The sequence below is a fragment of the Streptomyces sp. NPDC030165 genome, from assembly GCF_055573595.1.
Window position 1 is genome coordinate 530,818 of record NZ_JBVIBD010000002.1, and the last position, 20,108, is coordinate 550,925.

The 20,108-nt window shown below is 70.8% G+C and carries 21 protein-coding genes and 4 tRNA genes; 6 read left to right on the forward strand and 19 right to left on the reverse strand.

Annotated elements, in window-relative coordinates:
• Window positions 1–325 precede the first annotated feature (325 nt).
• The 8 genes from rplL to ACZ4Z1_RS05685 form a co-directional block, all read right to left on the reverse strand.
• Window positions 326–712 (reverse strand): 50S ribosomal protein L7/L12, encoded by a 387-nt coding sequence (gene rplL / locus ACZ4Z1_RS05650; RefSeq protein ID WP_468485264.1) that lies wholly within the window; start codon window positions 710–712, stop codon window positions 326–328.
• Window positions 713–801: 89 nt separating this feature from the next.
• Window positions 802–1,353, reverse strand: a complete 552-nt coding sequence (rplJ, locus tag ACZ4Z1_RS05655; RefSeq protein WP_468485265.1) for a 50S ribosomal protein L10 — start codon at window positions 1,351–1,353, stop codon at window positions 802–804.
• Between the two features lie 309 nt (window positions 1,354–1,662).
• Entirely contained in the window at window positions 1,663–2,505 is an 843-nt protein-coding gene (locus tag ACZ4Z1_RS05660) for an SCO4651 family lipoprotein (RefSeq protein ID WP_468485266.1), read from the reverse strand.
• A gap of 265 nt (window positions 2,506–2,770) precedes the next feature.
• Entirely contained in the window at window positions 2,771–3,493 is a 723-nt protein-coding gene (rplA, locus tag ACZ4Z1_RS05665) for a 50S ribosomal protein L1 (RefSeq protein ID WP_468485267.1), read from the reverse strand.
• Between the two features lie 106 nt (window positions 3,494–3,599).
• Window positions 3,600–4,034 carry a 50S ribosomal protein L11 gene (rplK, locus tag ACZ4Z1_RS05670; RefSeq protein WP_363259758.1) on the reverse strand — a complete coding sequence of 145 codons (435 nt, stop codon included), beginning with the start codon at window positions 4,032–4,034 and terminating at the stop codon, window positions 3,600–3,602.
• A gap of 169 nt (window positions 4,035–4,203) precedes the next feature.
• Window positions 4,204–5,130 (reverse strand): transcription termination/antitermination protein NusG, encoded by a 927-nt coding sequence (gene nusG / locus ACZ4Z1_RS05675; RefSeq protein WP_468485268.1) that lies wholly within the window; start codon window positions 5,128–5,130, stop codon window positions 4,204–4,206.
• A gap of 72 nt (window positions 5,131–5,202) precedes the next feature.
• Window positions 5,203–5,496, reverse strand: a complete 294-nt coding sequence (gene secE / locus ACZ4Z1_RS05680) for a preprotein translocase subunit SecE (protein ID WP_030017011.1) — start codon at window positions 5,494–5,496, stop codon at window positions 5,203–5,205.
• Window positions 5,497–5,605: 109 nt separating this feature from the next.
• A tRNA-Trp gene (locus tag ACZ4Z1_RS05685) sits at window positions 5,606–5,678 on the reverse strand.
• A 184-nt stretch (window positions 5,679–5,862) separates the two neighbouring features.
• Between ACZ4Z1_RS05685 and ACZ4Z1_RS05690 the strand changes: the two genes are divergently transcribed.
• Together ACZ4Z1_RS05690 and ACZ4Z1_RS05695 are read left to right on the forward strand one after the other, a co-directional pair.
• Window positions 5,863–7,095 carry a pyridoxal phosphate-dependent aminotransferase gene (locus ACZ4Z1_RS05690; protein ID WP_468485269.1) on the forward strand — a complete coding sequence of 411 codons (1,233 nt, stop codon included), beginning with the start codon at window positions 5,863–5,865 and terminating at the stop codon, window positions 7,093–7,095.
• Window positions 7,096–7,214: 119 nt separating this feature from the next.
• Entirely contained in the window at window positions 7,215–8,237 is a 1,023-nt protein-coding gene (locus ACZ4Z1_RS05695) for an adenosine deaminase (RefSeq protein ID WP_468485270.1), read from the forward strand.
• Window positions 8,238–8,262: 25 nt separating this feature from the next.
• Here ACZ4Z1_RS05695 and ACZ4Z1_RS05700 read toward each other — a convergent pair whose 3' ends face one another.
• From ACZ4Z1_RS05700 to ACZ4Z1_RS05725, 6 genes are all read right to left on the reverse strand, one after another.
• Window positions 8,263–9,318, reverse strand: a complete 1,056-nt coding sequence (locus tag ACZ4Z1_RS05700; RefSeq protein WP_468485271.1) for a UDP-N-acetylmuramate dehydrogenase — start codon at window positions 9,316–9,318, stop codon at window positions 8,263–8,265.
• 70 nt (window positions 9,319–9,388) lie between these two features.
• A complete protein-coding gene (locus ACZ4Z1_RS05705; RefSeq protein ID WP_468485272.1) occupies window positions 9,389–9,823 on the reverse strand; it encodes a MaoC family dehydratase in 435 nt (144 codons plus the stop codon).
• 4 nt (window positions 9,824–9,827) lie between these two features.
• Window positions 9,828–10,283 carry an FAS1-like dehydratase domain-containing protein gene (locus tag ACZ4Z1_RS05710; RefSeq protein WP_468485273.1) on the reverse strand — a complete coding sequence of 152 codons (456 nt, stop codon included), beginning with the start codon at window positions 10,281–10,283 and terminating at the stop codon, window positions 9,828–9,830.
• A gap of 165 nt (window positions 10,284–10,448) precedes the next feature.
• On the reverse strand, window positions 10,449–10,613 hold the full coding sequence (gene rpmG, locus ACZ4Z1_RS05715) for a 50S ribosomal protein L33 (RefSeq protein WP_006604855.1): 165 nt from the start codon (window positions 10,611–10,613) through the stop codon (window positions 10,449–10,451).
• A gap of 88 nt (window positions 10,614–10,701) precedes the next feature.
• Window positions 10,702–10,774: transfer RNA gene (locus ACZ4Z1_RS05720), tRNA-Met, on the reverse strand.
• Window positions 10,775–10,821: 47 nt separating this feature from the next.
• Window positions 10,822–10,894, reverse strand: a tRNA-Thr gene (locus ACZ4Z1_RS05725).
• 182 nt (window positions 10,895–11,076) lie between these two features.
• Between ACZ4Z1_RS05725 and ACZ4Z1_RS05730 the strand changes: the two genes are divergently transcribed.
• On the forward strand, window positions 11,077–12,369 hold the full coding sequence (locus ACZ4Z1_RS05730; protein ID WP_468485274.1) for an amidohydrolase family protein: 1,293 nt from the start codon (window positions 11,077–11,079) through the stop codon (window positions 12,367–12,369).
• Window positions 12,370–12,433: 64 nt separating this feature from the next.
• Entirely contained in the window at window positions 12,434–13,093 is a 660-nt protein-coding gene (locus tag ACZ4Z1_RS05735) for an SDR family oxidoreductase (protein ID WP_468485275.1), read from the forward strand.
• Window positions 13,094–13,219: 126 nt separating this feature from the next.
• Here the strand turns inward: ACZ4Z1_RS05735 and ACZ4Z1_RS05740 are convergent.
• A tRNA-Tyr gene (locus tag ACZ4Z1_RS05740) sits at window positions 13,220–13,301 on the reverse strand.
• Window positions 13,302–13,493: 192 nt separating this feature from the next.
• On the opposite strand from ACZ4Z1_RS05740, the gene ACZ4Z1_RS05745 reads away from it, so the two are divergent.
• Both ACZ4Z1_RS05745 and ACZ4Z1_RS05750 read left to right on the forward strand, forming a co-directional pair.
• Window positions 13,494–13,982: a YajQ family cyclic di-GMP-binding protein gene (locus ACZ4Z1_RS05745; protein ID WP_031002987.1), complete on the forward strand. Its 489-nt coding sequence runs from the start codon at window positions 13,494–13,496 to the stop codon at window positions 13,980–13,982.
• A 319-nt stretch (window positions 13,983–14,301) separates the two neighbouring features.
• Window positions 14,302–14,994, forward strand: a complete 693-nt coding sequence (locus ACZ4Z1_RS05750) for a hypothetical protein (RefSeq protein WP_468485276.1) — start codon at window positions 14,302–14,304, stop codon at window positions 14,992–14,994.
• A gap of 85 nt (window positions 14,995–15,079) precedes the next feature.
• On the opposite strand, the gene ACZ4Z1_RS05755 is transcribed toward ACZ4Z1_RS05750, so the two are convergent.
• From ACZ4Z1_RS05755 to ACZ4Z1_RS05770, 4 genes are all read right to left on the reverse strand, one after another.
• Window positions 15,080–15,475 carry a YccF domain-containing protein gene (locus tag ACZ4Z1_RS05755; protein ID WP_468485277.1) on the reverse strand — a complete coding sequence of 132 codons (396 nt, stop codon included), beginning with the start codon at window positions 15,473–15,475 and terminating at the stop codon, window positions 15,080–15,082.
• Between the two features lie 97 nt (window positions 15,476–15,572).
• The gene (gene htpX, locus ACZ4Z1_RS05760; RefSeq protein ID WP_468485278.1) at window positions 15,573–16,436 is read right to left on the reverse strand and encodes a zinc metalloprotease HtpX; all 864 of its coding nucleotides are present in this window, start codon (window positions 16,434–16,436) and stop codon (window positions 15,573–15,575) included.
• A gap of 373 nt (window positions 16,437–16,809) precedes the next feature.
• Window positions 16,810–18,465: an NADH-quinone oxidoreductase subunit N gene (locus ACZ4Z1_RS05765; RefSeq protein WP_468485279.1), complete on the reverse strand. Its 1,656-nt coding sequence runs from the start codon at window positions 18,463–18,465 to the stop codon at window positions 16,810–16,812.
• Window positions 18,462–20,108 (reverse strand): complex I subunit 4 family protein, encoded by a 1,647-nt coding sequence (locus ACZ4Z1_RS05770; protein ID WP_468485424.1) that lies wholly within the window; start codon window positions 20,106–20,108, stop codon window positions 18,462–18,464. The genes ACZ4Z1_RS05765 and ACZ4Z1_RS05770 overlap by 4 nt, the downstream gene beginning before the upstream one ends.

Here is a 20,108-nt window from a genome sequence, read left to right on the forward strand (position 1 = left end):
TTTGTTCGACTCAACGCCCAACGTCTTATGCCTGCCACGAGCCGTGCACCAACAGGCGCACCCCGATGCTTCCCTCTTCGCCGGCGATCCATGCCTCGAACCCGGATCGCTTCTGACGTCGCGTCCTGAGAATTGCGCGCTGCGTGCGGTTCGTCAAGGCCCCCCACCCACTGGAAGATCGTCACGGGGTGCACGGCCGGGCAACGAAGATCACCATACTCGCACGGAAGGGCGGGGCAGCGCAGCCGCGGCCCGAACGCCCGAAGGCGACCACCCGCATGGGTGATCGCCTTCAGGTTTGCGAAGAGTCAGCAGACTCGTCGGGTCACTTGACCTCGACGGAGGCGCCGGCGCCCTTGAGGGCCTCGGCGGCCTTGTCCGCGGCGTCCTTGGCGACCTTCTCGAGGACCGGCTTCGGGGTGCCGTCGACGAGGTCCTTGGCCTCCTTCAGACCCAGCGAGGTCAGCTCACGCACGACCTTGATGACCTGGATCTTCTTGTCGCCCGCACCGGTGAGGATGACGTCGAACTCGTCCTGCTCCTCGGCGGCGGCGGCGCCACCGTCACCCTGCGCCGGGGCGGCAACGACGGCGGCCGGGGCGGCAGCCTCGACGTCGAACTTCTCCTCGAACTTCTTCACGAACTCGGAGAGCTCGATCAGGGTCATCTCCTCGAACTGGGCCAGCAGTTCGTCCTGGGTGAGCTTCGCCATGGTGGCGGTCCTTCCACTAATTCGGCTGGTGCCGGATGTACATTGCGGCGGGCGTGCTGAGCAGACGTGCCCGCTGGACTGCGAAGTGGTTACTCCGCGGCCTCGGCGGGAGCCGGCTCACCGGCACCGCCCTGCTCGACCTTGCTGCGAAGAGCTTCCGCGGTGCGGACCATCTTCGTGAGCGGGGCCTGGAAGGTCGCCGCGGCCTTGGCCATGGACGCCTTCATGCCACCCGCCAGCTTGGCGAGCAGAACCTCGCGGGACTCGAGGTCCGCAAGCTTCTTGATGTCGTCGGCGGACAGCGCCTTGCCTTCAAGGACACCGCCCTTGATGACGAGAGAGGGGTTCTCCTTGGCGAAGTCACGAAGACCCTTCGCCGCCTCGACCGGGTCACCGGTCACGAAGGCGACAGCCGTCGAGCCCTTGAGGTGCTCGTCCAGCGTGATCCCGGCCTCATTGGCCGCAATCTTGGTCAGCGTGTTCTTCACCACACGGTACTGAGCGTTGTCACCGAGCGAACGGCGCAGCTGCTTGAGCTGAGCGACGGACAGTCCGGTGTACGCGGTCACAACAGCGGCGTTGGAGTTACGGAGCTTCTCCGTGATCTCCTCGACGGCTGCGACCTTGTCGGGCCTCGCCATGAGCCTCGGCCTCCTTCCGGGTGATGAGGACCGCGCAGAAGGGGCTGGGCAAAACAAACGCCCCGGCGCAAGCGCACGGGGCATGGCTCGACCGGGCGAAACGGAGTTCTTCCGGGAGTTCTTCCTCGTCCACCTGCGCAGGCCGTCCGCAGCTAGCGGATCCTTCGGTTCCGTACGCCCGGGGGCGCACAGAGACAACCAGCGGTCTTTGGCTTCTTCGCCACGGTACGCGAATGGCCGTCGCGCAGGCAAATCCGTCCCCGGACCCGGCGGCGCGCCGGGTCCGGGGACGGCGGGTTCGCGGAGGCGTCAGCCCGCCAGGCCGCCGCCCGGGGCGCCGAGCTTGGTCGCGTCGGTGACCTGCGAGGCCGGCGGCTCCTCGGCCGCGACCTTGGTGCCGTAGTCCGAGTAGTAGACCGTGGAGTCCAGGCCGCCCTGGTTGTTCTGGGCCTGCTCACGCTTCTTGACGAGCAGGTTGTCCGGGCCGATCCACAGGTCGATCGTCTCGTTCTTCGTGCCGGACTGCTTGAGCATGTCCTCCAGCGCCTTCATGTCCTTCTCGCTGAAGTTCTTGGAGGCCTGCATCCGGCTCAGCTCGGCCACGTCGATGGTGGCGGTGTAGCGGGTCGCCTGGACGCCGCGTACGTCCTCCGTACCGACCTTCTTGGCCTTGCCCGACGCGATGACCAGCTCCATGGAGCGCGTCGGGTTGTTGTTCTGCATCTGGTCCTTGATCAGCGCCCCCGCCGCGGACTTCTTGGCCAGCGCGTCGTAGTCGTACTTCATCCACGGCTTGCCGCCGATGCCGAGGTTGATGTACATCGCCTCGGGCGTGTAGACGGCCTTCATGGGCTTGCCGCCGCCCATGCCGCCCTGCTGGGATATCTCGACGTTCATCCGCAGGCCGTTCGACCAGTCCATCGCGCCCTTGAGGGACTGCGTGGCGCCGCCCATCTTGTTCTCGCCCTCGACCTTGGCCGAGTTCTCCGAACCGGTCTTCTCGGAGGCCGTCCGCAGGGCCGCGGCGGCGACCTGGAGGGGCGAGCCGTTGCTGCCGTCCGCCTTGTTGCCGCCGTCCTTGCCGCCGCACGCGGTCAGGCCCGCCATCATGACGACGCCTGCGGCGACCGCGGTGATCCGCGCAGTACGCACGTGTGTCTCCCCGTTGTAGATCAGCTTTACGACTGCGGTTGAGCGTAGTGCAGAGGGGTGACAGCGCCCCGCGCCGGGCCCCGCGACGCCCTGTACGGCCGGTGGCGCCCCCTTTGCCGCCCCGCGCCGCTCTCCACTGCTCCCCGCGCCCCCTTGTGCGGCCTGCGCCGTCCTGCGCCGTCCTGCGCCGCACAACGCGTCGGGCCCCGCACCTCGGTGAGGTGCGGGGCCCGACGCACGCGTACGCGCGTGCCTGCCGTCAGACTCAGACGGCGAGCACGTCCTCCTCGACGAGGAGGTTGCGGGTGCGGTTGCCGTCGACCGGGACGCCGGGGCCCATCGTGGTGGTGATGGTGGCCTTCTTGATGTAGCGGCCCTTGGCGGCGGACGGCTTGAGGCGGTTGATCTCCTCGAGCGCCGCGGCGTAGTTCTCCACCAGCTTGGTGTCGTCGAAGGACACCTTGCCGATGATGAAGTGGAGGTTCGCGTGCTTGTCCACGCGGAACTCGATCTTGCCGCCCTTGATGTCGGTGACGGCCTTGGCGACGTCCGGGGTGACGGTGCCGGTCTTCGGGTTCGGCATCAGACCACGGGGACCGAGCACGCGGCCGAGGCGGCCGACCTTGCCCATGAGGTCCGGCGTGGCGACGACGGCGTCGAAGTCCAGACGGCCCTTGGAGACCTCGTCGATCAGTTCGTCGGAGCCGACGATGTCGGCGCCCGCGGCTTCCGCGGCCGCAGCACGGTCGCCGGTCGCGAAGACCAGGACCCGGGCGGTCTTACCGGTGCCGTGCGGAAGGTTCACGGTGCCACGGACCATCTGGTCGGCCTTGCGCGGGTCGACACCCAGACGCATGGCGACCTCGACGGTCGCGTCGAACTTGGCCGGGGAGGTCTCCTTGGCCAGACGGACGGCCTCGAGCGGGGCGTACAGACGCTCCCGGTCGATCTTCGCGTCCGCGTTGCGAAGATTCTTGCTGCGCTTCACTGCTGCTCCTGAATGGTGACGGTGGAGTCGTGGTGCGGGCCAGCGCCTGGCCCTGCCACGTGCCCCTGGGTGCGGCGGGTGCCGCGGGGCGGGTGCGGGGTGGCTGTCAGCCCTCGACCGTGATGCCCATGGAACGGGCGGTGCCGGCGATGATCTTCGACGCGGCGTCCAGGTCGTTGGCGTTCAGGTCGGGCATCTTGGTGGTGGCGATCTCGCGGACCTGGTCGGCCGTGATCTTGGCGACCTTGGTCTTGTGCGGCTCGCCGGAGCCCTTGTCCACGCCCGCGGCCTTCAGGATCATCTTCGAGGCCGGCGGGGTCTTGGTGATGAAGGTGAAGGAACGGTCCTCGTAGACCGTGATCTCCACCGGGATGACCCAACCGCGCTGCGACTCGGTCGCGGCGTTGTAGGCCTTGCAGAACTCCATGATGTTGACGCCGTGCTGACCCAGCGCGGGGCCGACCGGCGGAGCCGGGTTCGCGGCACCGGCCTGGATCTGGAGCTTGATGAGCCCCGTGACCTTCTTCTTCTTGGGAGGCATGCTCTCTCCGGGTCCTAGTGAGAGGTTTTTCGCCAGACCATCCGGTCATCCGGATGGAGGCATACCGCACAACGATAACGGGTATGAACGTGCGGCCAAAAACCGAGCAGGTCAGACGCTCCCCGAGGGGCTCGCCTGACCTGTTCGGAAGCAGGTGTTCCAGAAGGTGTCAGTTCTTCTGGATCTGGTCGAAGCTCAGCTCGACCGGGGTCTCGCGGCCGAAGATCTCGACGAGGCCCTTGACCTTCTTCGAGTCGGCGTTGATCTCGTTGATCGTGGCCTGCAGCGTGGCGAACGGGCCGTCGGTGACGGTGACCGAGTCGCCCACCTCGAAGTCCAGCACCTGGACCTCGACCTTGCGGGACGGAGCCGGCTTGCCCTCGGCCTCGGCGGCCTCCTTGGCGGCCTTCTCCTCGGCCTCCGGGGCGAGCATCTTGACGATCTCGTCCAGGGTCAGCGGGTACGGGTCGTAGGCGTTGCCCACGAAGCCGGTCACGCCGGGCGTGTTGCGCACGACGCCCCAGGACTCGTTCGTCAGGTCCATGCGCACGAGCACGTAGCCCGGGAGCTTGTTCTGGCGGACGTTCTTGCGCTCGCCGTTCTTGATCTGGACGATCTCTTCCTCGGGGACCTCGGCCTGGTAGATGAAGTCCTCGACGTTGAGCGAGACGGCGCGCTGCTCCAGGTTGGCCTTCACGCGCTTCTCGTAGCCCGCGTAGGTGTGGATGACGTACCACTCGCCCGGCAGGGTGCGCAGCTCCTCGCGGAGCGCGGCGATCGGGTCGGCCGGCTCGGCCTCCTCGTCGTCCTGCGCCGCCGCGTCCTCGGCGGTCTCCGCCACGTCGGCGGTCTCGTCGGCGTCGTCGGCACCCTCGTCCTCGACGCTCACCGCGGCCTCCTCGGCGGGCTCGCCCGCCTCGGCGTCCTCGGTGTCGAGCTCGTCGGCCGCGTCGGCGCCCTCGACGATCTCGCGCGCGGCCTCTTCGTCGGCAAGCGCCGCAGCGTCGCCCTCGACCTCGGCCGAGGCAGCCGCGTCAACGTCGGCCGCTGCCGTCTCGACGGAGTCGGCGGCGTCGTTCAGGTTCGGGTCAGACACGGTGGCTGCTTCTTCCTGGCTTCAAGGGGTTGAACATGCAAAGGGGCGCCCGCAAAGGCGCCCTTCGCGGGATCAGCCGAAGACGTACTTGACGGCCTCGTTGAATCCCAAGTCAATCACGGTTACGAGACCGATGACGATGACGACAAAGACGATCACCACAGTGGTGTACGTCGAGAGCTGGCCCCGCGTGGGCCAGACGACCTTGCGGAGCTCGGCGATGATCTGCCGGTAGAAGAGCGCGAGGCGGGCGAACGGGCCCTTCTTGCCGCGCTTGCCGCCGCGGCGGGGCTTCTTCGCGTCCGAGCCCTCGTCTTCGGAACGACCGCGCTCAGGCATGTCGATGGAGCCCAGGGCGTCCGTCACTCGTCCTCACCTGAATCCGGGTCGTTGGCCGTGCCGCGCCCGGTAGAGCCGCACGGCGGTGCATTTCAGTACGTACGCGTGCACGCGACTCGGTGAAGAGTGCGTGTAGCAGGGCCGGAGGGACTTGAACCCCCAACCGCTGGTTTTGGAGACCAGTGCTCTACCAATTGAGCTACGACCCTTTGTTGTTCCCCCAACCTACCGCATCACGGCCGGTGCACCAGGTGCGAGGCCGCTTGCGCCCTGTCGGGAGCCAACGGTCAGCGAGTGTACGTGGTTCGTAGCCGCGCGTCGAACAGAAAGCCCCGGGGCGGTGCCTTCAAACCCGTGTGCCCGCCCCGACGGCGGTCTGGGAACATGCACTACATGAGCGCTACTCCTCCCGCACAGTCCCCCACCGACCGTCGGGTGTCGGCCCGCGTCGGGGCGATCTCCGAGTCCGCGACCCTCGCCGTCGACGCCAAGGCCAAGGCCCTCAAGGCCGCCGGGCGCCCGGTGATCGGCTTCGGCGCCGGCGAGCCCGACTTCCCCACCCCGGACTACATCGTCGAGGCCGCCGTCGAGGCCTGCCGCAACCCGAAGTACCACCGCTACACCCCGGCCGGCGGCCTGCCCGAGCTGAAGGCCGCCATCGCCGCGAAGACGCTGCGCGACTCCGGGTACGCGGTCGAGGCGGCGAACGTGCTGGTCACCAACGGTGGCAAGCAGGCGATCTACGAGGCGTTCGCGGCGATCCTGGACCCGGGCGACGAGGTCATCGTGCCGGCCCCGTACTGGACCACCTACCCGGAGTCGATCCGGCTGGCGGGCGGCGTGCCGGTGGAGGTGGTGGCCGACGAGACCACCGGTTACCGGGTGTCCGTGGAGCAGCTGGAGGCGGCCCGTACGGACCGTACGAAGGTGCTGCTGTTCGTCTCGCCGTCCAACCCGACCGGCGCGGTCTACACCCGCGAGCAGGTCGAGGCGGTGGGCCGCTGGGCCGCCGAGCACGGCCTGTGGGTCCTGACGGACGAGATCTACGAGCACCTGGTCTACGGCGACGCGGAGTTCTCCTCGCTGCCGGTGGTGGTGCCGGAGCTGCGCGAGAAGTGCATCATCGTCAACGGTGTGGCGAAGACGTACGCGATGACCGGCTGGCGGGTGGGCTGGGCCATCGGCCCCCAGGACGTGATCAAGGCCGCGGCGAACCTCCAGTCGCACGCCACCTCCAACGTCTCCAACGTGGCGCAGGCGGCGGCCATCGCCGCGGTCTCCGGCGACCTGGACGCGGTCGAGGAGATGAAGGTCGCCTTCGACCGGCGCCGCAAGACGATGGTGCGGATGCTCAACGAGATCGAGGGCGTGCTGTGCCCCGAGCCGGAGGGCGCGTTCTACGCGTACCCGTCGGTCAAGGGCCTGCTCGGCAAGGAGATCCGGGGCAAGCGCCCGCAGACCAGCGTGGAGCTGGCCGAGCTGATCCTGGAGCAGGCCGAGGTCGCGGTCGTGCCGGGTGAGGCGTTCGGCACGCCGGGCTACCTGCGCCTGTCGTACGCGCTGGGTGACGAGGACCTGGTCGAGGGCATCTCGCGCGTCCAGAAGCTGCTGGCCGAGGCGAAGTAGCGCCTGTTCGCACGCGTGCGGGCCCCGGGACCCTCCCGGGGCCCGCATCTGCTTTCGGGCGGGCGCTCGTTCGGGAAAGGGCCTACCGGCGCGTCCGCCTCGTACGGCAAGATCCTGGGATGGAACGTGTACGCGATGTCCGGGCCCTGCCCAAGGCCCATCTGCACCTGCACTTCACCGGGTCGATGCGGCCCGCCACCCTGCTGGAGCTCGCCGACAAGTACGGCGTGCACCTGCCGGAGGCCCTGCGGGGCGGCGAGCCGCCGAAGCTGCGGGCCACGGACGAGCGCGGCTGGTTCCGCTTCCAGCGGCTGTACGACATCGCACGCTCCTGCCTGCGCTCCCCGGAGGACATCCAGCGGCTGGTCCGTGAGGCCGCCGAGGAGGACGTGCGGGACGGCTCCGGCTGGCTGGAGATCCAGGTCGACCCGACCTCGTACGCGCCCCGGCTGGGCGGACTGATCCCGGCGCTGGAGATCATCCTGGACGCGGTGGACGCCGCCTCCCGCGAGACCGGGCTCGGGATGCGGGTCCTGGTGGCCGCGAACCGTATGAAACACCCCCTGGACGCCCGCACGCTGGCCCGTCTCGCGGTCCGCTACGCCGACCGCGGCGTGATCGGTTTCGGGCTCTCCAACGACGAGCGGCGGGGTTTCGCGCGCGACTTCGACCGGGCCTTCGCCATCGCGCGCGACGGCGGGCTGCTGGCGGCCCCGCACGGCGGCGAGCTGGCGGGTCCGGCGAGCGTGCGGGACTGCCTGGACGACCTGCACGCGTCCCGTGTGGGCCACGGGGTGCGGGCGGCGGAGGACCCGGCGCTGCTGCGGCGGCTGGCCGAGCGCGGGGTGACCTGCGAAGTCTGCCCGGCGTCGAACGTGGCCCTGGGCGTCTACGAGAAGCCCGAGGACGTACCGCTGCGGACCCTGTACGACGCCGGCGTCCCGATGGCGCTGGGCGCCGACGACCCGCTGCTGTTCGGCTCCCGGCTGGCGGACCAGTACGAGTTCGCCCGTGCGGCGCACGGCTTCTCGGACGCGGAGCTGGCCGAGCTGGCCCGCCAGTCGGTGCTGGGGTCGCGGGCGCCGGAGGGCGTGCGGCGTGAGCTGCTGGAGGGCATCGAGGCGTGGCTGCGGGCGGACTGACGGGCCGTTCGCCCGGGGGCGCGTCCTAAAGAGTGACGCCGACCGTCACCGGCTCGTTGACCAGCGTGACGCCGAAGGCCGCGCGGACGCCGTCGCGGACCTCGCGGGCCAGGGCGAGCAGGTCCTCGGTGGTGGCCGCGCCGCGGTTGGTGAGGGCGAGGGTGTGCTTGGTGGAGATGCGGGCCGGGCCGTCGCCGTAGCCCTTGGTGAAGCCCGCGCGGTCGATGAGCCAGGCGGCCGAGGTCTTCACGCGGCCCTCCCCCGCCGGGAAGGCGGGCGGGGTGACGTCCGTACCGAGGCGCTCGTGGACGCGGGCCAGGAAGCCGGTGTACTCGGTCTCGGTGAGGACCGGATTGGTGAAGAAGGAGCCCGCGGACCAGGTGTCATGGTCCTCCGGGTCCAAGACCATGCCCTTGCCGGCCCGCAGCTTGAGCACGGTCTCGCGGGCGTCGGCGGCCGGCACCCGGTCGCCCGCCTCGACGCCGAGGGCACGGGCGGTCTCGGCGTACTTGACCGGCGCGGACAGTCCGCCCGCGTCCTCCAGGGCGAAGCGCACGCGCAGCACGACGAACCGGTCGGGGTGCTCCTTGAAGCGGCTGTGGCGGTACGAGAACGCGCACTCGGCGTTCGAGAGGGTCACGGTCTCGTCCGCTATGCGGTCGTACGCGACCACTTCGGTGATCGTGGCGGACACTTCCTGTCCGTACGCGCCCACGTTCTGAATGGGTGTGGCGCCCGCCGAGCCGGGGATGCCGGCCAGGCACTCGATGCCCGCGAGCCCGGCCTCGACCGTGCGGGCCACCGCGTCGGACCAGTTCTCGCCCGCGGCCAGCGTCAGGTCGGTGCCGTCCAGGGTGAAGCCGCGGGTGGCGATGCGCAGCGCGGTGCCCTCGAAACCCTTGTCGCCGATGACGAGGTTGCTGCCGCCGCCGATGACGAGCAGCGGGGTGCCCGCCGCGTCGGCCGCGCGGACGGCCGCGATCACCTCGTCGTCCGTGGTGGCGGTGAGCAGCCGGGTGGCCGGTCCGCCGAGGCGGAAGGTGGTCAGCGGGGCGAGGGGAGCATCGGTGAGTTCCTGCACGGGCTCAAGAGTACGGGGGCGGCCCCGCCGCTCGGGCCGGGCCGCCCTCGTGCAGTGACGATCACTCGCCTCAGGCGAGGCGGACCACCGCGCGCGACATCCCCAGCACCTTCTGCCCGGCGCTGGTCGCGGTCAGGTCGACGCGGACCGTACGGGCCTGGTCGTCCAGCTTGGCCGCGACCTTGGCGCTGACCTCGATGACCGCGCCCTCGTCGTCGTTGGGCACCACGACGGGCTTGGTGAAGCGCACGCCGTACTCGACGACGGCGCCCGGGTCGCCGGTCCAGTCGGTGACCACGCGGACCGCCTCGGCCATGGTGAACATGCCGTGCGCGATCACGTCGGGCAGGCCGACCTCCTTGGCGAACTTCTCGTTCCAGTGGATCGGGTTGAAGTCGCCGGAGGCGCCCGCGTACCGCACGAGCGTGGCGCGGGTCACAGGAAAGGTCCGCGCCGGGAGTTCGGTGCCGGCCTCGACGTCGTCGTAAGAGATCTTCGCCGTCATCGCGTCAGCCCTCCTGCCCGGCGGCGCGCGCCACCAGCTTGGTGAAAGCGGTCACCACGTGCTCGCCCGCTTCGTCGTGCACCTCACCACGGATATCGAGAATGTCGTTTCCCGCCATGGATTTGATCGCCTCGATGGTCGAGGTGACCGTCAGCCGGTCACCGGCGCGCACCGGGCGGGTGTAGACGAATTTCTGGTCGCCGTGCACCACCCGGCTGTAATCGAGACCCAGCTGCGGGTCCTCGACGACCTGCCCGGCGGCCCGGAAGGTGATGGAGAACACAAAGGTCGGCGGGGCGATCACATCGGGGTGACCGAGCTCCCTGGCGGCTTCGGCGTCGGTGTACGCCGGCGCCGGGTCCCCGATCGCCTCGGCGAATTCGCGGATCTTCTCCCGGCCGACCTCGTAAGGAGCGGTGGCCGGGTAGCTCCGCCCGACAAAGGACTGGTCGAGCGCCATGGGCTCGCAACCTCCCTGTACTGGTCCCTGCAAAGGACCCTGACCTTGACATACCGGCACGCCGGCGCAGGGCCGCCGCCGCGCGGCGCGCCCCTCGCACATCGCACCACAACGCCGCGAGGCCGCCCCCAGGGACTGGGGACGGCCTCGCGGACGAGCCTGGTGTTATCGCGTCTCGCGGTGCGCGGTGTGCGAGTTGCAGCGCGGGCAGTGCTTCTTCATCTCAAGACGGTCCGGGTCGTTACGCCGGTTCTTCTTGGTGATGTAGTTCCGCTCCTTGCACTCCACGCAGGCCAGCGTGATCTTCGGGCGGACGTCGGTGGCAGCCACGTGAGTGCTCCTTGACGGACGGATGGACGGGTGAACGCATAGAAGAGTAGCCGATCGGGAGACCGACCCCACAATCGGCTACTGTCAGTAGCGGTGACCGGACTTGAACCGGTGACACAGCGATTATGAGCCGCTTGCTCTACCGACTGAGCTACACCGCTGTGATGCGAGTGGACCCCGCCCGAAGGCGGGATACCTCACACATCAGAGCCCCAATACGGAATCGAACCGTAGACCTTCTCCTTACCATGGAGACGCTCTGCCGACTGAGCTATTGGGGCGAGCGATGAAGACATTACACGGCCTGCCGCCAAAGGTGAAATCCGTATCCGGAGCACCGCCCCCGCCGCCCCTCGCACCACACCGGTACGACTATTTCGCGCCTCCGTGAAGCACCCCTGGGCGCGCCCTAGGCTCGGACCACGCTGCGTGATCTTGCACGCCCGGTCCTTCGAGGAGCGCGATGTCCGACAGCAGTCAGCCGCAGCCGGGGCCCGACAAGGCCACGGGGAGCGACGGCACGGGCGCCGCGGCGGGCACCCTGGTGCTCTGCGACGCCCGGCTCGCCGACGGCCGCGTGGTGGACGTACGGCTCAGCGGCGGACGCATCGAGGCGGTCGGCACAGCGGGCAGCCTCGCCCCGCACGGCTCCCGCGTCGACCTCAGCGGCTACCTGCTGCTCCCGGCCCCCGCCGAGCCGCACGCGCACTGCGACACCGCGCTGACCGCCGACGCCACCGGGCCCGTCGCCGACACGCTCGAAGACGTGCAGCGCCGCACCACCGAGGCGGCCCTCCTGCAACTCGGGCACGGCGCGACGGCGCTGCGCACCCACGTACGGATCGGCGACGTCCAGGGGCTGCGGTCGCTGGAGGCCGTCCTCCAGGCGGGCCGGTCGCTGCGCGGGCTGGCCGAGATGGCCGCGGTCGCGGTGCCGCGGATGCTCACCGGGGCGGCCGGCGCGGACGGGCTGGCGATGCTGCGGGACGCCGTCAAGATGGGCGCCACGGTCGTCGGCGGCTGCCCGGACCTGGACCCCGACCCCGCGGGGTACGTCGAGACCGTGCTGGAGCTGGCGAACGAGCACGGCTGCGCGGTGGACCTCCACACGGACGGCGACGACCCCGCGCGCCTCGCCCGGTTCGCCGCGATGGCGGGCGGACTGCGGCCCGGTGTGGCCATCGGGCCGTGCGCGGGCCTGGCGGCGCTGCCGCCGGAGGTGGCGGCGCGCACGGCCGAGCAGCTCGCGGCGGCCGGCGTGACGGTCGTCTGCCTGCCGCAGGGGGGCTGTGCGGCCCTGGAACGGCACGGTACGGGGCTCCCGGGGCACGGCGGGGCCGCGGGCGGCCGGGTGACCCGTTCCGCGCCCGTACGGCTGCTGCGGGCCGCCGGGGTACGGGTGGCGGCCGGCAGCGGCGCCCTGCGCGACGCGGCGAACCCGGTGGGCCGCGGCGACCCCCTGGAGGCGGCGTACCTGCTGGCCTCCCTGGGCGAGGCAGGACCCGAGGCCGCCTACGGGACGGTCAGCACGGCCGCCCGCGCGACGCTGGGCCTCCCGGAGGTCCGTGTCGAAGCGGGCTTCCCCGCGGAACTGCTGGCCGTACGCGGCGACAGCCTCGCCGGGGTGCTGTCGCTCGCGTACAGCCGGATCGTGGTGCACCGGGGGCGTGTGGTGGCGCGGACGAGCGCGGTGCGCGAGTACTGCGACTCGGCGGCGGCGGTGGCGCTGGAGCTGCCGCGGCAGTCGCAGCGGTGACCGGGGGGCGGGCGGCGGGCCGGGATGCCGCGCCGGGCCGCCCGACAGGCGTACGGTCGGGATCATGCGCATTGTCATCGCAGGTGGACATGGTCAGATCGCGCTGCGGCTGGAGCGGCTGCTCCACGGGCGCGGGGACGAGGTCGCGGGCATCATCCGGCGGCCCGAACAGGCCGGGGACTTGCTGTCCGCCGGGGCCGAGCCGGTCGTCTGCGACCTGGAGACGGCCACCGTCGCAGACGTCGCCCGGCACCTCGAAGGCGCGGACGCGGCGGTCTTCGCGGCGGGCGCCGGACCGGGCAGCGGCATCGAACGCAAGGAGACGGTGGACCGCGGCGCCGCATCCCTGTTCGCGGACGCGGCGGAGGCGGCCGGCGTACGGCGCTTCGTCGTCGTCTCGTCGATGGGCGCCGACAAGGAGCCGCCGGCGGGCACCGACGAGGTGTTCGCCGCGTACCTGCGCGCCAAGGGCGCCGCGGACGCCGACGTACGGGCCCGGTCCGGCCTGGACTGGACGATCCTGCGACCGGGCCGCCTGACGGACGAGCCTGGCACCGGCCGGGTCCGCCTGGCTCAGTCGACCGGCCGCGACGAGATCCCCCGGGACGATGTGGCGGCCGTACTCGTCGCCCTCCTGGACGAGCCGCGCACGGCCGGCCGCACACTGGAGCTGATCAGCGGCGACACTCCGGCCGAGGAGGCCGTCCGGGCGGTCGCGGGCTGACCGCGCCGCCTTCGGGCGGGGAGCGGCGGTTCGGGCAGAGTGCGGCGGGGGGCTTCGGCCCGTCCGCCGCGCGGCAAGCGAAAAGGCCCCGATCCGTTCTCACGGACCAGGGCCTTTTCGGACCTGTGGCGGCGCCAGGATTCGAACCTGGGAAGGCTGAGCCGGCAGATTTACAGTCTGCTCCCTTTGGCCGCTCGGGCACACCGCCTGGGTTTGCTGCCGGGAGGTCCGCCGTTGTGGCGTCGCTCCGTGGCAACGACGTAAACCATACCCGATGGCCGGGGGTGGTTCGCCACCCGGTTCTTCCCGGACCGATCATGCCCGGGGTGACTAGGCTTGCGGAGCGGTCCTGGACGGGCCGCACCCCCTGACGGATCTACGTACGAGGAGCCAACTCAAGATGGCCGACTCCAGTTTCGACATCGTCTCGAAGGTCGAGCGGCAGGAGGTCGACAACGCCCTCAACCAGGCCGCCAAGGAGATCTCGCAGCGCTACGACTTCAAGGGCGTGGGCGCGTCGATCGAGTGGTCGGGCGAGAAGATCGAGATGCGGGCCAACGCCGAGGAGCGGGTGAAGGCTGTCCTCGACATCTTCCAGTCCAAGCTGATCAAGCGCGGGATCTCGCTGAAGGCGCTGGACGCGGGCGAGCCGCAGGCCTCCGGCAAGGAGTACAAGATCTTCGCCTCCCTCCAGGAGGGCATCTCGCAGGAGAACGCGAAGAAGGTCGCCAAGATCATCCGCGATGAGGGCCCGAAGGGCGTCAAGGCGCAGGTGCAGGGCGACGAGCTGCGTGTCAGCTCCAAGAGCCGGGACGACCTCCAGGCCGTGCAGCAGCTGCTGAAGGGCAAGGACCTGGACTTCGCGCTGCAGTTCGTGAACTACCGGTAGTTCGCCGGTGTCCCGCCGGTGAGCCCGGTGCAGGTCACGACGGGGGCGCGGCGCCGGGAACGGTCTCGGTGCGGCGCCCCCGTCGCGTTCCCTGCGCGGGGCCGTCGGTGCGCGCACCTGTGCCTGGCTGCCCGGTGCACTTACGGCGCATCAGGAGAACGGTGACCGGCGCGAGACCGAGCGCGGGCCCCTCGCCGCGCACGGCCCGCGCTTGATGCCCCCCCGGCGAGGCGACACCTTCGCGCACAGTTCGATCTCCGGGATTCCTTCGGAATCAGACGCTTGACCTCAAGTTTGGTCGAGGTCCGAGAGTGTGCACATGACTTCGGAAACGGAAACTCAGCAGACGGAGCACGAGCAGTTCCTGGTGGACGCCTTCCCCGACATCCGGCGGGCCGGCGTCGGCACCGTACTGATCAGCGAGTGGGACGCGGGCAGCCCCGAGCGGCAGCAGGCCATGGCCGAGGGCGCCGCGCGGGCCCTGCGGGCGGCACCGCTGCCGGAGGGCCTGGTCTCGCAGGTCTTCCTCACCGGTACGGACGACCGCACCGTACTCGGCTTCGGGCAGCGGGAGGACGGGCAGGCCGGACCGTCCCAGGCGGCCGTCGAGGCCGGCGGGGCGCGGCGCTACCGCTACTACCGCAGCCTGCCGCCGCAGGGCGAGCAGCCGGAGCCGGGGTGCGTCGTGGCCGTCTCCTTCGAGACGACGGGGCACGAGGCCGCACGGCAGCTCGTCGACGGACTGCTGGACATGATGGACGGCGTGCAGCCGGGGTCCGACGAGACCTCGCGGACCGGGTCCGGCGGCATCTCCTCGAACTTCCACATCAGCGAGGACGGCACCCGCGTCTTCAACTACAGCGAGTGGACGGACGAGGCCGCGCACCAGCACGTGGTCGAGACGTCACTCCAGCAGGGCGGCGCGGTGATGAACCTGATCGCGGGCATCCCGGGCGTCACGCCGCTCGGCTTCAAGCGGTACGTGACGCCCCGGGGGCTCGTACGGCGGTGAGCAGGCCGGGGTCTGCCCTCCGGGGCGTCCGGAAGGCGGCCGGGAAGCGGCCGGGAGGCGCCCGGAAGCGCCCGGAAGGTGTCGCTCAGTAGCGTCCGGCGAAGGGCTGGTCCGTCGGGACGATCTCGCGGCCGAGCGGGAGCAGGGAGAGCGGGACCATCTTGAAGTTCGCGATGCCGAACGGGATGCCGATGATCGTCACGCACTGCAGGGCGCCCGTGACGACGTGGCCCAGCGCCAGCCACCAGCCCGCGAAGACGACCCAGACGACGTTGCCGATGACCGAGCCCGCGCCCGCGTCGCGCCGCTCCACCGTCGTACGGCCGAACGGCCACAGCGCGTAGCCCGCGATACGGAACGAGGCGATGCCGAAGGGGATCGTGATGATCAGGATGCAGCACACGATGCCCGCGATGACGTAGCCGATGGCCATCCACAAGCCGCTCAGGATCAGCCAGATGACGTTGAGGATGAGCTTCATGGTGGGCAGCCTTCCGTGCATCTGAAGTGCGGTGGTGGTGTCTTTCCTCCAGGTAGACGCAGCGACGGTCGAAAACAGTTGCGGGCGGGGCCCGGCTTCAGGACTTGCGGCCCGCCATCTGTTCGAGGCGGGTGATGCGCTCGCGCATCGGCGGATGGGTCGAGAAGAGCTTGGTCAGGCCGTCACCGGGCCGGAACGGGTTGGCGATCATCATGTGGCTCGCCGTCTCCAGCCGCGGTTCGGCCGGCAGCGGGAGCTGCTGGGTGCCCGCCTCCAGCTTGCGGAGCGCGGAGGCCAGGGCGAGCGGGTCGCCGGTGAGCTGGGCGCCGGAGGCGTCGGCCTGGTACTCGCGGGAGCGGCTGACGGCCAGTTGGATGAGGGAGGCGGCCACCGGGCCGAGGATCATGATCAGCAGCATGCCCAGGATGCCGGGGCCCTCGTCGTCGTCGGAGCGGCCTATGGGAATCAGCCAGGCGAAGTTGACCAGGAACATCACCACCGTGGCCAGGGCTCCGGCCACGGACGAGATGAGGATGTCGCGGTTGTAGACGTGGCTGAGTTCGTGGCCGATGACGCCGCGCAGTTCGCGTTCGTCCAGCAGGTGCAGGATGCCTTCCGTGCAGCAGACGGCGGCGTTGCGCGGGTTGCGGCCGGTGGCGAAGGCATTGGGGGCCTGGGTCGGTGAGATGTACAGCCGGGGCATGGGCTGGCGCGCGGCCGTGGAGAGTTCGCGGACCATGCGGTAGAGCTGGGGGGCCTGGAACTCGCTGACCGGGCGGGCGCGCATGGCCCGCAGCGCGAGCTTGTCGCTGTTCCAGTACGCGTAGGCGTTGGTTCCCAGGGCCACGAGGACCGCGATGACCAGGCCCGTACGGCCGAAGAATCCGCCGATGACGATGATGAGTGCGGACAGTCCCCCGAGGAGTACGGCGGTCTTGAGCCCGTTGTGCCTGCGGTGCACGGTACGCCCTCCAGGTGGTGCGGCAGGGGAACCCTTTGCTGACGTTTCCTCCACTTTTCAGTGGACCCTTTCTGTCTGGTCAACGCCAGATGAGGGGTGCTAGTTCCCTTGTGCATCCGCTGACGGCGTACGGCCGTGCGAGTGAGCCCGCGCGCGGGTGTTCGCCGTGCGCTCCCCCGGCGGCGGATGCGGGCAGGACGTCTTCCGGCCAGAAGACGGCCACGGATCCGGGACGGGGTGGCCGAGGACCGCGGTCGGAGCGCCGGAATGTGGCCGGTGCGCGGTCAGGCAGTGGGCAGCGGCCGGTCGGGCAGGGGCGACGAACGGCCCGTGAGCGGTCGGGCGGGAGGCGGGGTATGCCGGCCCGGCACGCTCAGAGGAGCGCGCCGGACGCGAACCGGAGGACCAGCTGCGGCGCCCCGGAGAGGACGATGCCGAGGACGGCGGCGAGGGCGATGGCGGCGGCGATCGGAGCCGGGATCTTCGCCTGGGGAAGCCCGGACGTCTTCGCAGCCTCGGGAGCCTGCGTACGGAGCCCCACGGGACCGCCCTGGGCAGGCCCCTCGTCACCCGTTACGGCTCCGGCACCGCCCCGCGCCCCGGCCTTGACCTCGGCCTCGGCTCCTGCCCCGGTCTCCACCCCGGCCGTCTCCCCCTCCGTACGGAAGAGCACCGCCGTCCACTGGAGGTAGTAGTACAGCGCGATCACCACATTGACGGCCATGACCACCGCGAGCCAGGCCAGGCCCGCGTCGACGGCCGCCGAGAAGACCGTGACCTTGGCGAACAGGCCGATGATGCCGGGCGGCAGGCCGGCGAGGCAGAGCAGGAAGAAGCCGAGGGCGAGCGCTGCCAGCGGGCGGCGCGTGGAGAGGCCGCGGTAGTCGCTGATGCGGTTGGCGGGGCTCGTACGGGCGACCAGGGCTGCGACCGCGAAGGCCCCGAGGTTCACGACCGCGTACATCAGGGCGTACGCCACGGTGGAGCCGATGGCGTGCGCCGCGTCCTCGGCGTACCCGGCGGCGGCGATCGGCACCAGGAGGTAGCCGGCCTGCCCCACCGAGGACCAGGCGAGCAGGCGGACCGCGCTGTGCGCGCGCTCCGGCGCCTGGCGCAGCGCGGCGACGTTGCCGACGGTCATGGTCAGGGCGGCCAGGACGGCGACGGCCGGGCCCCAGACGTCCGCGTACGAGGGGAAACCCTCGACCGTGACCAGGATGAGGCCCGAGAAGCCGACGGCCTTGCCGATCACGGACAGGTACGCGGCGATCGGCAGCGGCGCGCCCACATAGGTGTCCGGGACCCAGAAGTGGAACGGCACGGCGGCGGTCTTGAAGGCGAACCCGACGAGGGTCAGGGCGACGCCCGCCGACGCCAGGGTGGCCAGTTGGGGGTCGGGCAGGTCCGCCAGGGCGGTGGCGACCCGGCTCAGGTGCAGGCTGCCGGTCGCCGCGTAGACGAAGCTGACGCCCAGGAGCATGACCGCGGTGGCTGCCACCGAGGACAGGAAGAACTTCAGGGCCGCCTCCGAGGAGAGGCGGTTCGCGCGCCGGAGCCCTACGAGGGCGAAGGCGGGCAGCGAGGCCACTTCGAGGGCGATGACGAGGGTGGCCAGGTCCCGGGAGGCGGGCAGCAGGGCCGCGCCCGCCGCGGAGGACAGCAGCAGGAACCAGAACTCGCCCGCGGGCAGGCGCTGGTCCTCGACGGCGGTGACCGACAGCAGGGCGGTGAGCAGGGCCCCGGCGAGTACCAGGAACTGGATGACGACGGCGAAGTGGTCGGCGGCGTAGCTGCACACGCCGGGGTCCGTGGTCAGGCAGAAGGTACGGCGGTCCCCCGCCACCAGGGGGATCAGGGAGAGCGCGGCGAGGGCGAGGCCGCCGATCGCGCACCACCCGAGGAGCAGCTTGCGGTCCTGGGGGACGAAGAGGTCGGCGACCAGGACGGCCAGGGCGACGACGGCGGTGATGGTGGGAGGGGCGACGGCGGCCCAGTCGACGGACTGGACCAGGGAGGTCACGGAACTCATCGCTTACCGCCTCCGAGGAGCTGCTGGACGGCCGGGTCGGTGAGCCCCAGGAGGGCCGCGGGCCACAGGCCGGCGAGGACGGTGAGAACGGCGAGGGGGGACCAGGCCGCGTATTCGTAGCGGGCCAGGTCGGGGATGGCGGGGGCCGTACGGGTGGCACCGGCGCCGGTGGCCCCCGGGTCCGCCGAGGCGTCGTCCGGTCCGGCTGCGAGCGCCGCCTCGGCCCCGTCGCCCTCGGCCGCCTCCTTGCCCCCCATGCACACCCGCCGTACGACGATCAGCAGGTACGCGGCGGTGAGCAGCGTGCCGACTCCGGCCAGCGCCATGAACGTCAGGAACGCCGGGCGGCTCAGACCGGCCGCGGGCTCGAAGGCGCCGAACATGGCCAGCATCTCGCCCCAGAACCCGGCGAGTCCGGGCAGCCCGAGGGAGGCGACGGCGCCGAACGCCAGCAGGCCGCCGAAGCGCGGGGCGCGCCCGTACAGGGCGGCGCCGGTACGGCCCGCGAGCCGGTCGAGGTCGGTGGTGCCGTACCGGTCCTTGAGGGCGCCGACCAGGAAGAAGAGGAGGCCGGTGATCAGGCCGTGCGCGATGTTGGCGAACAGCGCGCCGTTGACGCCGGTCGGTGTCATGGTCGCGATGCCGAGCAGGACGAAGCCCATGTGGCCGACCGAGCTGTACGCGATCAGGCGCTTGAGATCGCCCTTGGCGCCGCGCCGGGCGAGCGCCAGGCACGCGAGCGATCCGTAGACGATGCCGACGGCGGCGAAGGCGGCGAGGTACGGGGCGAAGGTGTGCATGCCGTCCGGCGCGATGGGCAGCGCGATGCGCACGAACCCGTACGTACCCATCTTCAGCAGCACGCCGGCCAGCAGCACCGAGCCGACGGTGGGGGCGGCGGTGTGCGCGTCGGGCAGCCAGCTGTGCAGGGGCCACATCGGCGCCTTGACGGCCAGTCCGATGCCGATCGCGAGCACCGCCAGCAGCTGGACGGTATGGCTGAGCTGGGAGTTCGGGCCGTTGTCAGTGGCGAGTGCCACCATGTCGAACGTGCCGGACTTCAGGCCGACGAGCAGGAGGCCCAGCAGCATCACGACCGAGCCGAGGAGGGTGTAGAGGATGAACTTCCACGCCGCGTACGTCCGTTGCGCACCGCCCCACCGGGCGATGAGGAAGTACATCGGGATGAGGACCATCTCGAAGGCGAGGAAGAACAGCACGAGGTCCAGGACGGCGAAGGTGGCGAGGGTGCCGGCCTCCAGGACCAGGAGCAGGGCCACGAATGCCTTGGGGGACGGGCCCACGGGCAGGTGGAAGTAGCTGTAGAGCGCGCACAGGAAGGTCAGCAGCGCGGTCAGGACGAGGAGGGGGAGTGAGATGCCGTCGATGCCGAGATGGATCCGGATGCCGAGCGCCTGGATCCAGCTGATGTCGGTGGTGGCCTGCATCCGGGCCGGGTGGTCGTGGTCGAAGCCGGCGGCCAGGGCGACGGCCGCGGCCAGCACGACGCCGGTGACGGTCACGCCGTGGCGCAGTACGGCCTGGTCGGGGTCGCGGCCCCGGAGACCGGGCGGTGCCGGGAGCAGCGCGGCGACCGCGCCCAGCAGGGGGAGGACGACGACAGCCGCGAGGAGAAGCTGCAT

Coding starts and splice junctions, on each gene's coding strand:
- rplL (WP_468485264.1), bottom strand. CDS start 712: ATGGCGAAGCTCACCCAGGACGAACTGCTGGCCCAGTTCGAGGAGATG.
- rplJ (WP_468485265.1), bottom strand. CDS start 1,353: ATGGCGAGGCCCGACAAGGTCGCAGCCGTCGAGGAGATCACGGAGAAG.
- rplK (WP_363259758.1), bottom strand. CDS start 4,034: ATGCCTCCCAAGAAGAAGAAGGTCACGGGGCTCATCAAGCTCCAGATC.
- ACZ4Z1_RS05690 (WP_468485269.1), top strand. CDS start 5,863: ATGAGCGCTACTCCTCCCGCACAGTCCCCCACCGACCGTCGGGTGTCG.
- ACZ4Z1_RS05695 (WP_468485270.1), top strand. CDS start 7,215: ATGGAACGTGTACGCGATGTCCGGGCCCTGCCCAAGGCCCATCTGCAC.
- ACZ4Z1_RS05705 (WP_468485272.1), bottom strand. CDS start 9,823: ATGACGGCGAAGATCTCTTACGACGACGTCGAGGCCGGCACCGAACTC.
- ACZ4Z1_RS05710 (WP_468485273.1), bottom strand. CDS start 10,283: ATGGCGCTCGACCAGTCCTTTGTCGGGCGGAGCTACCCGGCCACCGCT.
- ACZ4Z1_RS05730 (WP_468485274.1), top strand. CDS start 11,077: ATGTCCGACAGCAGTCAGCCGCAGCCGGGGCCCGACAAGGCCACGGGG.
- ACZ4Z1_RS05735 (WP_468485275.1), top strand. CDS start 12,434: ATGCGCATTGTCATCGCAGGTGGACATGGTCAGATCGCGCTGCGGCTG.
- ACZ4Z1_RS05745 (WP_031002987.1), top strand. CDS start 13,494: ATGGCCGACTCCAGTTTCGACATCGTCTCGAAGGTCGAGCGGCAGGAG.
- ACZ4Z1_RS05750 (WP_468485276.1), top strand. CDS start 14,302: ATGACTTCGGAAACGGAAACTCAGCAGACGGAGCACGAGCAGTTCCTG.
- ACZ4Z1_RS05755 (WP_468485277.1), bottom strand. CDS start 15,475: ATGAAGCTCATCCTCAACGTCATCTGGCTGATCCTGAGCGGCTTGTGG.
- ACZ4Z1_RS05765 (WP_468485279.1), bottom strand. CDS start 18,465: ATGAGTTCCGTGACCTCCCTGGTCCAGTCCGTCGACTGGGCCGCCGTC.
- ACZ4Z1_RS05770 (WP_468485424.1), bottom strand. CDS start 20,108: ATGCAGCTTCTCCTCGCGGCTGTCGTCGTCCTCCCCCTGCTGGGCGCG.